Origin of the sequence: Frigoribacterium sp. ACAM 257, from assembly GCF_007954365.1 — a bacterium.
In the GTDB taxonomy this organism is placed as follows: domain Bacteria; phylum Actinomycetota; class Actinomycetes; order Actinomycetales; family Microbacteriaceae; genus Frigoribacterium.
Genome location: NZ_VOLO01000002.1, coordinates 531,769 through 547,395 on the forward strand (window position 1 = coordinate 531,769; position 15,627 = coordinate 547,395).

At 73.3% G+C, this 15,627-nt stretch carries 13 protein-coding genes; 8 read left to right on the top strand and 5 right to left on the bottom strand.

Features of this window, described 5'->3' with window-relative positions:
* Positions 1 to 44 precede the first annotated feature (44 nt).
* A complete protein-coding gene (locus tag ES689_RS08910; RefSeq protein WP_146903047.1) occupies positions 45 to 980 on the bottom strand; it encodes an ROK family protein in 936 nt (311 codons plus the stop codon).
* Between the two features lie 343 nt (positions 981 to 1,323).
* On the opposite strand from ES689_RS08910, the gene ES689_RS08915 reads away from it, so the two are divergent.
* From ES689_RS08915 to ES689_RS08945, 7 genes are all read left to right on the top strand, one after another.
* Positions 1,324 to 2,559, top strand: a complete 1,236-nt coding sequence (locus ES689_RS08915) for an ROK family transcriptional regulator (RefSeq protein ID WP_146903050.1) — start codon at positions 1,324 to 1,326, stop codon at positions 2,557 to 2,559.
* Between the two features lie 181 nt (positions 2,560 to 2,740).
* Positions 2,741 to 4,063, top strand: coding sequence for an extracellular solute-binding protein (locus tag ES689_RS08920; RefSeq protein ID WP_223269494.1), 1,323 nt, complete (start codon positions 2,741 to 2,743; stop codon positions 4,061 to 4,063).
* A 106-nt stretch (positions 4,064 to 4,169) separates the two neighbouring features.
* Complete coding sequence (locus ES689_RS08925; RefSeq protein ID WP_146903056.1) at positions 4,170 to 5,132, top strand: carbohydrate ABC transporter permease; 963 nt, start codon at positions 4,170 to 4,172, stop codon at positions 5,130 to 5,132.
* Positions 5,129 to 6,115 (top strand): carbohydrate ABC transporter permease, encoded by a 987-nt coding sequence (locus ES689_RS08930; RefSeq protein WP_223269495.1) that lies wholly within the window; start codon positions 5,129 to 5,131, stop codon positions 6,113 to 6,115. The genes ES689_RS08925 and ES689_RS08930 overlap by 4 nt, the downstream gene beginning before the upstream one ends.
* A gap of 4 nt (positions 6,116 to 6,119) precedes the next feature.
* Positions 6,120 to 7,853, top strand: coding sequence for a beta-N-acetylhexosaminidase (locus tag ES689_RS08935; RefSeq protein ID WP_146903059.1), 1,734 nt, complete (start codon positions 6,120 to 6,122; stop codon positions 7,851 to 7,853).
* A gap of 137 nt (positions 7,854 to 7,990) precedes the next feature.
* Positions 7,991 to 9,595, top strand: a complete 1,605-nt coding sequence (locus ES689_RS08940; protein ID WP_146903063.1) for an amidohydrolase family protein — start codon at positions 7,991 to 7,993, stop codon at positions 9,593 to 9,595.
* Between the two features lie 208 nt (positions 9,596 to 9,803).
* The gene (locus ES689_RS08945) at positions 9,804 to 10,424 is read left to right on the top strand and encodes an NAD(P)-dependent oxidoreductase (protein WP_146903066.1); all 621 of its coding nucleotides are present in this window, start codon (positions 9,804 to 9,806) and stop codon (positions 10,422 to 10,424) included.
* Between the two features lie 76 nt (positions 10,425 to 10,500).
* Here ES689_RS08945 and ES689_RS08950 read toward each other — a convergent pair whose 3' ends face one another.
* Entirely contained in the window at positions 10,501 to 11,382 is an 882-nt protein-coding gene (locus tag ES689_RS08950) for a trypsin-like serine protease (protein ID WP_146903069.1), read from the bottom strand.
* 162 nt (positions 11,383 to 11,544) lie between these two features.
* Complete coding sequence (locus tag ES689_RS08955) at positions 11,545 to 11,949, bottom strand: RidA family protein (RefSeq protein ID WP_146903072.1); 405 nt, start codon at positions 11,947 to 11,949, stop codon at positions 11,545 to 11,547.
* A gap of 138 nt (positions 11,950 to 12,087) precedes the next feature.
* On the opposite strand from ES689_RS08955, the gene ES689_RS08960 reads away from it, so the two are divergent.
* Positions 12,088 to 13,440 (top strand): alanine racemase, encoded by a 1,353-nt coding sequence (locus ES689_RS08960; protein ID WP_146903075.1) that lies wholly within the window; start codon positions 12,088 to 12,090, stop codon positions 13,438 to 13,440.
* 169 nt (positions 13,441 to 13,609) lie between these two features.
* Here the strand turns inward: ES689_RS08960 and ES689_RS08965 are convergent, their stop codons facing one another.
* Positions 13,610 to 14,590, bottom strand: a complete 981-nt coding sequence (locus ES689_RS08965) for an NAD-dependent epimerase/dehydratase family protein (protein ID WP_146903078.1) — start codon at positions 14,588 to 14,590, stop codon at positions 13,610 to 13,612.
* Between the two features lie 47 nt (positions 14,591 to 14,637).
* Positions 14,638 to 15,510, bottom strand: coding sequence for a copper homeostasis protein CutC (locus ES689_RS08970; protein WP_146903082.1), 873 nt, complete (start codon positions 15,508 to 15,510; stop codon positions 14,638 to 14,640).
* Positions 15,511 to 15,627: the final 117 nt, after the last annotated feature.

Below are 15,627 nucleotides of genomic sequence, written 5' to 3' on the forward strand. Positions count from 1 at the left end.
CCCGCTCGGCACCACCGTCGACAGGAGGATGTGGACCACCGGCCTCAGCCCACGGTCGCGACCGCGACGGGGTCCGCCTGCGCGCCCGCCATGGCGGCGCCGACGGCGGCGGCCGGCAGCCCCGCCGGCAGCAGCACGAGACGAGACGCGAGGTCGAGGGACGCGATGAACGAGGAGGCGGCGGCCTGGGCCGCGAGCGACTCCCGCACCGGCCCCATCAGCTCCTCGCCGAGCGCGCTCATCCCGCCGCCGACGACGATCGTCTGCACGTCGACCGTCAGGGCGAGCAGCCGGACGGCCTGGGCGACGCCGTCGACCAGCGTGCGGCGAGCCTGGAGGGCCGCGTGGTCGCCGTCGGCCGCCGCGTCGAGGAGGGCGCGGGCCGGGTGCAGGGCGGTGGTCGGCCACAGCCGGGCCGCCGCCGATCCGGAGGCCACCGTCTCGAGGCAGCCGCGCTGCCCGCACGCGCACCAGGCGCCGGCCGGGTCCACGGGCACGTGGCCGATCTCGCCCGCGGCGCCCCGCGCCCCGCGACGGACCTGACCGTCGAGGACCAGCCCGGCGGCGAGGCCCGTCCCGAGGTTGAGGTAGGCGACCGAGCCCTGGAGCGACATCGCGTGCCAGGCGCCGAGGGCTGCGGCGTTGACGTCGTTCTCGACCCGGACGGGCACGCCGAGGCGGCGACCCAGCTCGTCGCCGAGCGCCGTGTCGACGAGGCCGAGGTTCACGGCGTGCCCGACCCGGCCGGTGGTGGCGTCGACGACCCCCGGGACGCCCACGCCCACCGACGACAGCCTCGCGAGCGGCACGCCGGTGAGCGCCGAGAGGCGCTGCGCGGCCTCGACGGCGTTGCCGAGCACCTCGTCGGCACCGAAGCCCGAGGCGAGCCGGACACGGTGCACCGGACGGGGCGATCGTGCGTCGTCGGCCACGGCCACGGCGTCGATCTTCGTGCCGCCGATGTCGAGGCCGAGCCTCACGAGGGTGCCCCCGAGCCTGCGGCGCGGGTGCGGAGACACGCCTCGCGCACGACCGGGACGGCCGGTGCGACGGCACCGGGGACGGCGGGGGCTGGCCTGCTCATGTTCGTTAGTAAAGCTTACTAACCGGGGGCGGGCAAGCATGGGATGCCCGAGATCTCCCACATATTTCGGCTATTGACCAGGCGTGTTTCCTGCTCGTAAACTCGCCGCACCAGCCTTGACAACGTGTTTGTAAGGCATTTTTACTAAACGGCAACGCTGCCGGGCCCGTCTCCACCACGAGACGGCGCACGCCTCTCGAGGCTCCGGTCGGCGACGCCCGAGACGAGAGGAGGCGACAGTGCCCCGAGCAGCCGCCCCCCGAGCAGCCGCCCCCCGTGCAGCCGGCGCCGCTCCCGCCGCGCTCTCCGGCGCCGCTCCCGCCGCCCCCGCGGTCGCAGAGCGCGCCTCCTCCACCGTGCTCCGCGTCACCGCCAAGTCGCTCCCGCAGCACACCAGGGCCCGCAACCGCTCGCTCGTGCTGCAGACCCTCTGGCACCAGGGCTCGATGAGCCGAGCCGACCTGGCCCGCGAGAGCGGCCTCACCCGGCCGACCGTCTCGGGCATCGTGCAGGAACTCGCCGACGACGGCGTCGTGGCCGAGCTCGGCCTGCGCGGCGACTCCCGGGTCGGCAAGCCCGCGACGCTCGTCGGGATCCGGCCCGACTCGTTCCACATCCTCGCGCTCGACCTCTCGTCGGCCGAGCGGTTCTCGGGCGCCGTCGTCGACGTCCGCGGCGAGGTCGTCGGCCGGGCCAGCGTCGACATCGACGGAGCGACGGGCGAGGGGGCCGTGGCGCTGGCCGAGCGCCTCGTCGACGAGCTGTCCTCGCTGACGACCACGCGCCTCCTCGGGGTCGGGGTCGGCACGCCCGGCATCGTCGACCACCAGGGCGTCGTGCGGACGGCCGTGCACCTCGGCTGGTGGGACCTGCCGCTCGCGGCACGACTGAGCGCCCACACGGGCGTGCCGGTGCACGTGGGCAACGACGCCAACCTCGCCGCCCTCGGGGTGCACACGTTCGGCGACGCGGAGCGCGACCCGTCTCGCAGCCTGATGGTGATCACCATCGAGCACGGCGTCGGCGTCGGCCTGATCGTCGGGGGAGCGCTCGTCGAGGGCGACCGCTTCTCGGCGGGCGAGATCGGTCACGTCACCGTCGACGAGGCCGGCGACGTGTGCGCCTGCGGCCGTCGCGGCTGCCTCGAGGTGTCGCTCGCGGCGCCGGGGCTGTCGGCCCGCCTCCTCGCCGTCGACCCGGGCTCGCGCGGCGCGGTGCTGCACGCCGCCGGCCGTGACCTCGGCTTCGTGCTCGCCCCCGTCGTGAGCGCGCTCGGGCTCGACGAGGTCGTGCTGTCGGGGCCGCGTGAGCTGCTCGACGGCGTGCTGCTGCGCGCGGCGCTCGACACCGTCAGGGCCCGCACGCTCGCGGCCGTCGGCCAGGGCCTCGTCCTGCGCTACGCGGGCGACGGCCGCGACCTGGCCGTGCTCGGCGCCGCCTCCCTCGTGCTCTCGGCCGAGCTGGGCGTCTCGTGACGCCGCGCGGCCGCTCGGCGCACGGCCCCTGCCCGGGCGGCCCCTCCCCAGGCGGCCCCGTCGCGCTCTCCACCACAGACCGCTCCACCCGCACCAGCACCGCACGCACCCGTTCGACCACCATCACTCTCAGCAACGCCCCGCGGCACCGCCGCCCCGTCCACGAGGAGAAACAATGCGAATGACACGTCACACCGCGGTCGCGGCCCTCGGCCTCACGGCCGCCCTGGCCCTGACGGCCTGCTCGAGCGCGGGCACGGCAGGAGGCGGCAGCAGCGACGGGCCGCAGACGGTGCCCACCACGAAGGGCGACGGCCAGACGCTGACCGTCTGGGTCATGACGGGCGACTACACCGACGAGACGATCACGGCGATCAACGACGAGTTCACCGAGCAGACCGGCGCGGAGGTGGACGTGCAGACCCAGCAGTGGGACGGCATCACCACCAAGATCAGCACGGCGCTCGCGACCTCGACCCCGCCCGACGTGCTGGACCTCGGCAACACCCAGGTCGCGAGCTACGCCGAGAACGGTGCCCTGCTCGACCTCACCGACTACGCGGACGACATCGCCCAGGGCCAGGAGTGGCTCACGGGCCTCGAAGAACCGGCCACGGTCGACGGCTCGCTCTACGGCGTCCCCGGCTTCGCGGGCGCCCGCGCCGTCATCTACAACAAGGACATGTGGGAGGCGGCCGGCATCACCGAGGAGCCCACCACGTACGAGCAGCTCACGGCCGACCTCGACGCGCTGGCGGCAGCGAACCCGGCGAGCGACTTCTCGCCCTTCTACATGCCCGGCGCCTACTGGTACGCCGGCATGCAGTTCGTCTGGGACGCCGGCGGGGAGATCGCGACGCAGGGCGACGACGGCACCTGGTCGGCCGGCCTGTCGTCCGACGAGGCGCAGCAGGGCCTCGAGGACTTCAAGGAGTTCCAGAACACGTACTCGACGGGCGCCTCGCAGACGCTCGACACCGACGTGCCGAACCAGGACCAGATCTTCGCCGACGGCAAGGCCGGCGCCATGCTCGGCACCAACGGCAAGATCGACCTGATCAAGGAGGCGAACCCCGCCCTGACGGACGACAGCTTCGGCACCTTCCCGTTCCCGGGCAAGTCCGGCGAGTCGCAGCCCGTCATGCTCGGCGGCTCGGACTGGGGCATCGCGGCCAAGAGCGCGAACACCGACCTCGCGCTGCAGTGGGTCAAGATCGCGGCCAGCCCCGAGATCCAGAGCGACTGGGTCTACGGCAACGACGGCTGGATCCCCAACAGCACCGACGGCATCGAGGCGGCGCAGAGCACGCTCGGCGACATCGACGAGGGCTTCTTCTCGGCGGCGCTCAACTCGAAGGCCACCCCCGCCAGCGGCAACTGGGCCGCTCTCGAGGGTGACCTGAGCATCAACGACCTGTTCAGCAGCGTCGCGTCGGGCAGCAAGTCGCCCGAGGCCGCCGCCGAGTCGTTCGACGGCACGACGGACGACGCCCTCAACAAGTAGCCCGGCAGACAGCGCCGGGCGGCGCACGATCAGGAACGCGCGTCGCCCGGCCAGTCCCCGCTCCACCGCTCGACCCGATCTCTGAGTCCCGACCCAGGAAGCAGCCATGGCCGTCACCACAGCGCCGCCCCTCCCGCCCCGCCAGCACGCCCCCGAGGGCCCAGCCCCGCGGCGCAGGAAGAAGCGCCAGCTCGCCCCGCTCTGGCTCCTGAGCCCGGCCGGCATCGTCCTGCTCGTCGTGATGGTCGCGCCGATCGTGTTCCTGGTCTTCACCTCGTTCACGAACTACGACCAGCGCAGCTTGTTCACCGGCGCCTACGAGTCCGTCGGCCTGCAGCAGTACGTCACGCTGTTCACCGACAGCGACTTCTGGTGGTCGCTGCTCCGCACGGTGCTCTTCACCGTCGCGATGGTCGCCGGCAGCGTCGTCATCGGCATGGGCGTCTCGCACCTGCTGACGCGGATCCACACGAGCATGCGGTACGTCGTCACCGTCGTGCTGATCTTCGCGTGGGCGATGCCGAACGTCGCCTCCTCGCTGGTCTGGAACTGGCTCTTCCAGCCCGGCTACGGCGTCGTCAACTGGATGCTCACCCAGCTGCGCGTCTTCGGCGACATGACCGACACGCAGTGGTCGAACGACCCCCTGTTGTCGTACACGTCGATCTGGATGCTGATCGTCTGGCAGGCGGTGCCCTTCATCGCGCTGACCCTCTACGCGGCCGAGACGCAGGTCTCGCCCGAGTACAAGGAGGCGGCCCGTCTCGACGGTGCCGGCGAGTGGCGCGTCTACCGCGACGTCACCCTGCAGTTCCTCAAGCCGACCCTGCTGCTCGTGACCATCCTCTCGATCATCTGGGACTACAACGTCTTCAACCAGATCTGGCTCGTCTCGCAGGGCGGCCCCGACGACGCGACGTCGACCCTCGGCGTCTTCATGTACAAGACGGCGTTCGTCGGCTTCGAGATCGGTCAGGGCGCCGCCATCTCGGTCGTCACGACCCTGCTGCTGCTCGGCCTGACCGCCTTCTACATCCGCAACCTGATCCGCTCGGGAGAAGACCTGTGACCACGACAGTCCCCACCGGAGTCGGCGCCTCGGCGACCGACGGCCCCTCCGAGACCGCTGCGGCCGCCGACTCGGCCGTCCCCGCCTCCGCCGCCCCTGCGCCGGGCTCGTCAGACGGCACCGCAGGAGGTGCGACGCCGGCCCGTCGGTCGCGACGCCGCAAGAAGCCCCGCTGGTTCAGCAACTCGCTGGCGGTGCTGTTCAGCGCGGTGTGGATCTTCCCCGTCTACTGGATGGTCAACACGGCGTTCAAGCCGCGGTCGGAGTCGATGACGTCGACCCCGCTGTTCCTGCCGCAGAACCCGACGCTCGACAACTTCGTCGTCGCCATCACGCAGAGCGGGTTCCTCGTGAACCTGCGCAACAGCGCGGTGGTGGTGATCGCGACGGTGCTGCTCGCGATCATCCTCGGCTTCTTCGCCGCCGCGGCGCTCTCGCGGTTCCGCTTCCGCGGTCGCCGCACCATCATGATCGTGATCCTCGCGGTGCAGATGCTGCCGACGACGGCGCTGCTCATCCCGCTGTTCCTGATCTTCAACAGCATCGGGCTGCTCGGCACGTACGCGGGCCTCGTGCTGGCGTACATCGCGACGGTGCTGCCGTTCTCCATCTGGGTGATGCGCGGGTTCTTCGTCGCCATCCCGATGGAGATCGAGGAGGCGGCACAGCTCGACGGCGCGAACACCTGGCAGGTGCTGACGCGCATCCTGTTCCCGCTCGTGGCGCCCGGCGTCATCGCGACGAGCATCTTCGCCTTCATCGCGGCCTGGAACGACTACATCATCGCCTACACGTTCATGAAAGATCAGTCGATGTACACGCTGCCGGTCTGGCTCGCGTCGTTCGTCTCGCAGAACACCGGCACCGACTCCGGCGGGCAGATGGCGGCCAGCGTGCTGTTCTCGCTGCCGGTCGTCGTCTTCTTCGTCATCATCCAACGCAACCTGGTGTCGGGCATGTCCGCCGGCGCCGTGAAGGGCTAGAACCGTGACCGACCCCCTGCTGCTGCCCCGTGTCGACCAGCTGACCGCCGCCTCCGGCGCGTACCTGCTCGACTGCGCCACCCGCGTCTCGGCGCCCGACGAGCTGGCGGGCACCGTCGCCTGGCTGCAGTCCGTGCTGCGGCCCGCGACCGGGCTGCCCCTGCGCGAAGGGGACGGCGACGGCGCCGGCATCTCGCTCGACCTCGACCCGGCGCTCGACGACGAGGGCTACCGCGTCGAGGTGCGACCGGCCGGCGTGCGCATCACCGGCGGCTCGGCCGCGGGCGTCTTCTACGGCGCGCAGGTGCTGCGGCAGCTGCTCCCGCCCGAGGTGTTCCGTCGCTCGCTCGTCGAGGGCGTCGAGTGGTCGGTGCCCGCCGTCGACATCGCCGACTCGCCCCGGTTCGGCTGGCGCGGCATGCACCTCGACGTGGCACGGCACTTCATGCCGACCCACGACGTGATGCGCCTGATCGACCTCATGGCGGCGCACCGCCTCAACACGCTGCACTGGCACCTCACGGAGGACCAGGGCTGGCGCATCGAGATCGTCAAGTACCCCCGGCTGACGACGGTGGGCGCCTGGCGCGAGTCGTCCCAGGTGGGCGCCGGCCCCGAGGCGACCCAGGACGGCCGGCCGCACGGCGGCTTCTACACGCAGGCCGACATCCGCGAGGTCGTGGCGTACGCCGCCGCACGGCACGTGACCGTCGTGCCCGAGGTCGACGTGCCCGGACACTCCATGGCCGCGATCACTGCCTACCCGCACCTCGGCGTCGGGGCGGTCGAGGTCGGCGGCCTGCCCGTGCCCGAGCCTCGCCAGATCGCGGTCGGCACCGAGTGGGGCATCTTCGAGGACGTGCTCAACACCGAGGAGTCGACGGTCGACTTCTACAAGGACGTCCTCACCGAGGTGATGGACCTGTTCCCCGGCACCTGGATCGGCGTCGGCGGCGACGAGTGCCCGAAGGCCCAGTGGGAGGCGGACCCCCGCACGCAGGAGCTCATGCGCGAGCGCGGCCTCGCCGACGAGGAGCAGCTGCAGGCCTGGTTCATCGGCCAGCTCGACGAGCACGTGACCGCCGCCGGCCGCCGCACCTTCGGCTGGGACGAGATCCTCGAGGGACACGGCCACGGCCACGGCCACGGCCACGGGGGAGCCGAGGCCGGAGCCGACGCGGAGGTCGACGGGGGCGGCCCGCGACCGATGTCGCCCGGCGCGACCGTCGCCTCCTGGCGGGGCATGACCGGCGCGGTGACCGCCGCCCGGCTGGGCTACGACGTCGTCGCGTGCCCCGACGACCAGGTGTACCTCGACTACCGCCAGTCCGACTCGCCCGACGAGCCCATCCCGGTCTCGATCGTCCTCGGCCTCGAGGACGTCTACGCGTTCGAGCCCGTCCCCGCCGAGCTGACGGACGAGGAGGCGCGGCACGTGCTGGGCGGCCAGGCGAACGTCTGGACCGAGCACATGGACTCTCCCCGCACCGTCGACTTCCTCGTCTTCCCCCGGCTCTGCGCGGTGGCGGACGTGCTCTGGTCGGACGCGCCGCGGGACTTCGCGGGCTTCTCCGCACGGCTCGACCACCACCTCCTGCGCCTCGAGGCCTCGGGGGTCGAGTACCACCGGGCGTCGGGCCCGCTGCCGTGGCAGACGCGTCCGGGCGTGCCCGGCCGGCCGGCCTCGCGCGAGGACCGCGCCGCGTACATCGCCTCGGTCACCGCCAACATCGCCTGACCGACGGTCGCGCGCTGCCCTCTCCTCATTCAGGAACTCGAGTCCTGATCCGCGCGGGGGAGAGAGCGCGAGTCCTGAGTCGTGCACTGATCAGGAACGCGCGGTCGCCCGTTCCTGAGTGAGGAGAGGAGAGTCCCGTGTCGACGCTGGTGCTGATCGGGGCGACGGTCCACGACGGTCGAGGAGGCGCGGCGCAGGTCGCCGACGTCGTCGTGCGCGACGGCGTGGTCGCGGCCGTAGGGCCGGGGGCCGCGGCGTCCGCCACGTCTGACGTCGCCACTGCGGACGAGGTGGTCGACGCTCGCGGACTCGAGGTGCTGCCCGGGTTCGTCGACGTGCACGCTCACGACGACGCGGCGCTGTTCCGACCCGGCGGCGTCGCGCCGAAGATCGCGCAGGGCGTGACGACCACCATCGTCGGCAACTGCGGCCAGGGCGTGGCGCCGTCGCCGACCGACACTCTCGATCGCTCGCTCGAGCAGTACTCGCTGCCGGTGCTCGGACCGTTCCCCGACCGACGCTGGGCGCGGTTCGGCGACTACGTCGACACGCTCGCCCGGGAGCCGCTCGGCGTGCACGCCCGCACACTCGTCCCGCACGCGCCGGTCCGCGCCTCCGTGCTCGGGATGGTGCGTCGCCCGGCCGCTGCCGACGAGGTGTCGCGCATCGCGGGCGCCGTCGGCGAGGCTCTCGACGCGGGCGCCCTCGGCGTCTCGCTGGGCCTGATGTACGCCCCCGGCGACACCGCCGACCGGCCAGAGCTGTTGTCGATCGCCAGGGAGGTGGCGGCCAGGGACGCGCTCCTCGTCGCCCACGTGCGCAACGAGGCTGACGGGCTCCGCGCCTCCGTCGACGAGCTCGCCTCGCTCGGTCTCGAGTCGGGCGCCCGCGTGCACGTCAGTCACCTCAAGGTCACCGGGCCGCGGAACGTCGGCGGCATGGGCGCGATCGTCGACAGGCTCGACGACCTGCGCGAACGGGGTCTCGACGTCTCCGCCGACGTCTATCCCTACGACGCGGGCAGCACGACGGTCGCCTCGCTGTTCCCGCCGTCGACGGCCGACCGCGGGGTCGAGAGCCTGCTCGAGGCGCTCCGCGACCCGTCGACCCGCACCGCGGTGCTGGCAGGGCTCGAGGAGCCGTGGCCGGACACGACCCTCGAGAACCAGTGGGCGGCGATCGGGCCTGCCCGCATCCTGCTCGCCGGCTTCTCCCTGCCCGAGCATGCCGGCCTCGAGGGCCGCAGCGTCGACGACATCGCGACCGAGCTCGGCGGAGACCCGCGCGAGGTGCTCGCCGACCTCGTGCTCGCCGAGCGCGGCGCGCTGACGGTGATCGTCTTCCACACCGACCTCGAGGGTATGCGCACTGCCCTCGCCTGGCCGCACACGCTCGTCGGCTCGGACGGCCTGCCGCGCGAGTCGGGCACCGTGCACCCGCGGCTGTACGGCACCTTCGCCCGGCTGCTCGACGTCTACGCCGGCACCGGGCCGTCGGCGGTGCTGGCCCGCGAGGAGGCGGTGCACCGGATGAGCGTCGCCGCGCACCGCCGCTTCGGGACCGTCGCCTCCTCGGCGCCCCTGGGGCTCGTGCCGGGGGCGGCGGCGGACCTCCAGCTCGTGGACCCGGCCGCGTACGCCGACCGCGCGACGTACGCGGAGCCGCGCCGCTCGCCGTCGGGGGTGCGTGCGGTCTGGGTCTCGGGCGAGCTCGTCGCGGGCGAGCTCGCGGGGCTCGCCTGAGGTCTGCTGGGCCGTGAGGCGACGTCACAGCGACAAAGCGACGTGACCTACCACGTCGTCTTGTCGCGGTCGCGTCGTCGCGACCGGGCGTGACGGCATCTGGGCGAACGCACGAGCTGCTCATGGCCGGGACACGACCCGGGGGTGTTCGCTCGACGTCAGCTCGTCGACGCCCGTCTCGACGCGCGCCGGACGACGAGGAGACGCCATGAAGCTGCTGTTGCTGGGAGCCACCGGGGGAGTGGGGTCGCACGTGCTGCGCCAGGCGCTCGCCGCCGGCCACGACGTCACGGTCCTGGTGCGGGACGAGACGGCCCTCGACGAGCGCCACGGGGTGCGGGTCGTCGTCGGCGACGCGACGTCCGCAGCGGACGTCGCGGCGGCGGTCGCGGGCCAGGACGCCGTCCTGAACGCGGTCGGCTCCCGCCGCGTGCGTCACCCCGTCGAGGTCGAGGTGGGCGAGGCGCTGCTGCCGGCGATGCAGGCGTCGGGCGTCCGGCGGCTCGTCGTCTGCTCGGCGTTCGGCGTCGGCGACTCGGAGGGCGACGCCAGCGCCCTGCAGAAGATCTTCTTCCACACCGTGCTCGGCAAGGTCTACGAGGCGAAGGAGGCGGCCGACGCGCAGGTGCGCGACAGCGGCCTCGACTGGACCCTGGTCTACCCCACGCGCCTCGTGGACGACCCCGCGACGGGAGACGTCGTGGCCTCCGAGCACCTGGCCGACGGAGCCTCGACCCAGGTGACCCGGGCCGACGTCGCCCGCTTCATGCTGGCGCAGCTCGCCGACGACGCCTGGCTGCGCCGCACGGCGGTGCTCACCGGGGCGTAGCGGCCGGCCTCCGGCCAGAGAGAGCGGATGCTGCCGTCGCCCCTGGCCCGGGAGACGACGGCAGCATGGGGCCACGTCACAGGAAGCCGGCCCGGAGGGCGGCGGAGCTCAGCGACGCGTACACGCCGGGGGCGCCCTGGTCGCCGCACCCGTGGCCGCGGGAGACGATGCCGATCTGGTACGTCCTGCCGTTGACCGAACGGAACAGGGGCCCGCCGCTGTCGCCCTGGCACGAGTCCTTCCCTCGTACGCCGGCGCAGATCTCGGTCGACGGGTCGAAGGTGTCGTAGCTGAGAGCGCACTCGTCCTGGTGAAGGAGGGGGACGTCCACTTCGCGGAGCCGGTCGGGGTAGTTCGGCAGCTGCGTGTCCGTGTTGCCCCAGCCGATGACCGTGGCCTGGTGGCCGGGGCGGATCAGCGCGTCCGTGCCCGGAGTGGGCAGCAGCACGGGGGCGATGCCCGTCAGGGGAGTCTCCAGGGTCACCAGGGCTGCGTCGTATCTGCCGCCCCCGGTGTCCGACTCGGGGTGCACGACGACGGACTGCGAGACGGGACCCGGGAGCAGCGACCGGACCTGCCCGGTCGTCGTGTCCGCGAGGTTCGTCCGCCCTGCGACGACGGTGAGGGCGTCGGCCTCCTCCTGGGTGAGCCCCTCCACGCAGTGAGCTGCGGTGAGCACGCGCTGAGGGTGCACGACGGAGCCGCCGCACTGGTGCTCCCCGTCGATCTGGAGGGACACCACGAACGGGTACCTGCCGTCGGGGACCTCCCCGCCGCCGATGATGAACGGCGCCGGCGCCGGCGCCGGCGCCGGCGCCGGGGCCGGGGCCGGCGCTGGCGCTGGCTGTGCAGCCACAGGTTGCGGAGTGAGGACGGCCGCGGCGGCGACCAGCGCCGCGACGCCCGCCGCGACGGCCACGCCCCGGACCGACCGTGACGACAGATCGTGATTCGACATGCGAGCTCCTTCGATCAGCAGTGAATGTCAGTCCAACATGTCACAGGATCGGGGGTGCTTCAAGAGGAGAGACCTCACCCGGGGGGATGAGATCACCACGGTCGTCGCGGCCGAGGGGTTCTCGGGCGCGCCTGCACGGGAGTGCGCTGCCGGGGCGGGCGCCTAGCCGAGCATGGCGAGAGCGTCGATCTCGACGAGCATCGCTTCGTTGGGCAGCTCGACGAAGATCGTCGTGCGGGTGGGGAACACGCCGCTGGTGACGTTCGCCCGCACCCAGGTCTCGTAGGCCGCGTTCATCTCCGCGAAGTCGCTGCGCTGCGTGAGGAACACGCGCAGGGACATGACGTCGTCGACGGTGCCGCCGGCCGCCTCCACGATCGCCTTCACGTTGTCGAGCGTGCGCAGGGTCTGCGCCGTCAGGTCGCCGCGGAACAGGTACTCGCCCGTCGCCGGGTCCTGCGGGCCCTGGCCGGAGACGGCGAGGAGCCCGTTCTTCAGCACCCCCTGCGAGAAGATCGGCATGGGGGTGGGGGCTCCGGTGGTGATCACCTGGGTCTTGTCGCTCACAGGGGGTCTCTCCTCAGTGTCGGTGGGGCTGTGGCCTCCTGGTGAAGGAGGCGGTGGCTGTGGACGGCGCGCTCTCACGGCGTCTCCCCTGCAAAGCTATCGGGAGACCGCACCGCGCCACGACGAGAGGACACCCCCGTGCAGACGTCCAAGGCCACCTTCGCGAGCGAGCACCGGCCGGCACCGTTGCTGCGCCTCCCCACGCCCCTCCTCACGCTCGACCTCGACGCGCTCGAGCACAACGTCGCGACGATGGCCGCGTGGTGCCGAGCGGCCGGGGTCGACCTGGCGCCGCACGGCAAGACCTCCATGTCACCCGACATCTGGCGGCGCCAGCTCGACGCAGGGGCGTGGGGGATCACGGTCGCGACGGCCTTCCAGGCGTCCGTCGCCCGCGAGGCCGGCGTGCGGAACGTCGTGCTCGCCGGGACGACGTTCTCCGAGGAGGCGCTCGTCGCCCTCGCTGCCGACCCCGGGTCGACGCGCGTGCTGATGTGGGTCGACTCGGTCGACGCCGTCCGCCTCGCCGACGAGGCGCTCGCCCGTGCTGCCGCCAGGGGGGCCGACGCCGCGGGGTCGGACAGCACGTCGGAGTCCGCCGCCCCGGCCGTGCCGCCGCTGGCCGTGCTGGTCGAGATCGGCTCGCCCGTCGGCCGGACGGGAGCCCGCAGCCTCGCCGAGGCGCTCGCCGTGGTCGACGCCGTCGTCGCGGCGCCGCACCTCGTGCTCGCCGGCGTCACCGGCTACGAGGGCGCCCTGACGCACGACGTCGACCCCGCCGGGATCCAGCTGATCGACGACTACCTGCGCACTGTGGTCGAGCTCCTCGACGCGATCGGCCCCGATGCGTTCGGGCCCTGGCTGGCGAGCGGCGGCGACGTGGTCGTGAGCGCGGGCGGCAGCGTCTACTTCGAACGCGTGGTCGCCGTGCTCGCCGGGCGGCACGACCCCCTCGGCGAGCGCGGGCCGCGGACGCGGGTGGTGCTCCGCTCCGGCTCGTACGTCGCGCACGACCACGACCTCTACCGGCGCCTGACGCCGTTCGCCCGCGACACGACCCCGCCGATCGACGGCGTCACGGGCCGCGAGTCGTTCCTGCCCGCGATCGAGCTCTGGGCGACGGTCATCTCACGGCCTGAGCCCGAGCTCGCCCTGCTGAACGTCGGCCGACGCGACACGGCAGACGACGAGGGCCTGCCCCTTCCCCTCGACGCGTGGCGACCGACCGCAGGAGGGGGTGCGGACGACGCGTCGGCGACGCACCTGGACGGCGTGCTCGACGGCGCCGTGGTGACCGCCCTGAACGACCAGCACGCGTTCCTCCGGCTGGGCGCCTCCTCGGGGCTGGCCGTCGGCGACCTGGTGCGCCTCGGCGTCTCGCACCCCTGCACGACCCTGTCGCAGTGGCGCGAGCTCTCGCTCGTGCGCGGCGGCACGACCGCCCGCGAGCAGCCCCCGGTCGTCGAGGGCACCTGGCTGACGCGCTTCTGAGCACTGCCGAGACGGAGCCCCCGAGACCGGTCGAGTTCGTCGTGGCCGGGCGGCGGCGACGGCCCGCCCACGACGGACCCGCCCGCACTCCGAGCGCCGTCGCCCCGACGAGCCGCACCGACGGCTGCGCACGCCCAGACCGCGCACGCGGCACCGGTCGGGTCGGCGATCAGCCCGCGACGAGCCGGTCGTAGAGGGCGTCGACCTCGGGGTCGACGACGCGGCGCGACGGGTCGGCATCGTGCCACGCGACGATCTGGCGGGCGCCCTCGGCGAAGGGCACCCGCGGCTCCCAGCCGACGGCGACCTCGCGCACCTTCGACGAGTCGAACAGGGCGGGGTGGCTGCGGTCGCCGCGCAGGTCGGCGTCCCACTCGGGCGCCGCCGCGACGAGGTCGTGGGTCGTGCGGTGGACGACGTGCAGCGATCCGCCGGCGGCGTCCGAGAGGCAGCGGGCGATCTCGTTCCAGGTGAGCAGCTCGGACGACATGATGTTGAAGGCCTCTCCCGACGCCTCGGGAGCGCCGAGCAGCGGCACGAACGCCCGGGCGAAGTCGTCGGAGTGGGTCATCGCCCACATCGAGGTGCCGTCGCCGTGCAGCACGACGGGGGCTCCGCGGCGCATCCGGTCGATCACGGTCCAGCCGCCGAGCAGCGGGACGTGGGTGCGGTCGTAGGTGTGCGACGGGCGCACGACGGTTGCGCGGACGCGGCCCGCGAGGTGCTCGTCGCGCAGCAGCCGTTCGCAGGCGATCTTGTCGCGGGCGTACTGCGACCAGGGGTTGAACAGCGGCGTCGACTCCGAGATCGGCAGCGCGGCCGGCGGCTTCTGGTACGTCGAGGCGGAGCCGATGAACACGTACCGGTCTGCGTGCGGCACGACGGCCCGCAGCACCGAGCGCAGGTCGTCGGGGGTGAAGGTCAGGAAGTCGGCCACGGAGTCGAACCGACGGCCTGCCAGGGCCGTGACCAGCGCCTCCTCGTCGCGCACGTCGGCGACGATCGACTCGACCTCCTCGGGCAGGGAGCGGCTGCTCGTGCTGCCGCGGTTCAGCACCGAGACGGACCAGCCGGAGCGCACCGCCTCACGGACGCACGCGGCACTGATCTGGCCCGTGCCGCCGATCACGAGGAGGGACTGCTCTGTCATCGCTCCACTGTGCACGCTCACGGGCGGGGCGGGCCGGGCCGGGCCCGTCAGTCGCCGTGGGGCGTCGGCACGCGCGTCGCGGCGTCGAGCGCGGCGCGCGCGGCTCGGACCACCGAGGGGTCGGTCACCGCGTACGCGTCGGTCGCGCCCGCCGAGCCGAGCGAGACGAGCGGTCGGTCGTGCCCGTCCTCGTCGGCGCCCGCGTGCGCCGGGGTGACAGCCGTCGTCGACGCCGACAGGTGCACGGCGGCCACGCCCGCGGCGACCAGCGCCGCGATGTCGTCGAGCCGGACGCCGCCGCCCGCCATGACCTCGACGCCGCCGGACGCCGCGACCATGTCGGGCAGGACGCCCGACGTGAGCCCGTCGCGTGCGCGGGAGGCGCCTCCCGAGGTGAGGACCCGGTCGACGCCGAGCGCGGCGAGGGCGGCGACCGCGTCGACCGGTGAGGCGGCCCGGTCGACGGCGCGGTGCACGGTCAGGTCGAGACGGCCGCCGCCGTGCCCCGCCGGGCGAGCCGCCGCCGCCTCGCGCGCGACCGACGCGAGCCGCGCGACGGCGTCCACGTCGAGGGAGCCGTCGGCCCGCAGCGCCCCCACGACGACCCCGGCGACGCCTGCCGCGACGAGGGTGCGGACCTCGCGCTCCATCACGGTGAGGTCCGCCTCGTCGTAGACGAAGTCGCCGCCCCGCGCCCGGACGAGGGCGTGCACCGGCACGCCCGTCGCGACGACCGCCTCCGTCAGGCCCTGCGACGGCGTGACGCCGCCGATCTCGAGCGCGGTGCAGAGCTCGACCCGGTCGGCTCCCTCGGCCTGCGCGGTGAGCGCGCCGCCCAGGGACGTCACGGCGATCTCGAGCACGACGCGTCTCGGGCCGGCGTCGGCAGCGGACGAGGAGGTGCGGGTGCGGTCGCTCATCCTCCGATCCTCCCAGAGGCACCCGCCCGTGATCCTCCGTGCGGAGCCGTCGAGGGCGGGCATTCCGGGTCGAGGGCGGGTCGCCGCCTACCCGCCCTCGGCCCGGAAAACCCGCCC

Excerpts from the sequence above, each read along its gene's own strand:
- ES689_RS08920 (WP_223269494.1), top strand. The coding sequence starts at position 2,741 with ATGACACGTCACACCGCGGTCGCGGCCCTCGGCCTCACGGCCGCCCTG.
- ES689_RS08925 (WP_146903056.1), top strand. The coding sequence starts at position 4,170 with ATGGCCGTCACCACAGCGCCGCCCCTCCCGCCCCGCCAGCACGCCCCC.
- ES689_RS08945 (WP_146903066.1), top strand. The coding sequence starts at position 9,804 with ATGAAGCTGCTGTTGCTGGGAGCCACCGGGGGAGTGGGGTCGCACGTG.
- ES689_RS08950 (WP_146903069.1), bottom strand. The coding sequence starts at position 11,382 with ATGTCGAATCACGATCTGTCGTCACGGTCGGTCCGGGGCGTGGCCGTC.
- ES689_RS08965 (WP_146903078.1), bottom strand. The coding sequence starts at position 14,590 with ATGACAGAGCAGTCCCTCCTCGTGATCGGCGGCACGGGCCAGATCAGT.
- ES689_RS08970 (WP_146903082.1), bottom strand. The coding sequence starts at position 15,510 with ATGAGCGACCGCACCCGCACCTCCTCGTCCGCTGCCGACGCCGGCCCG.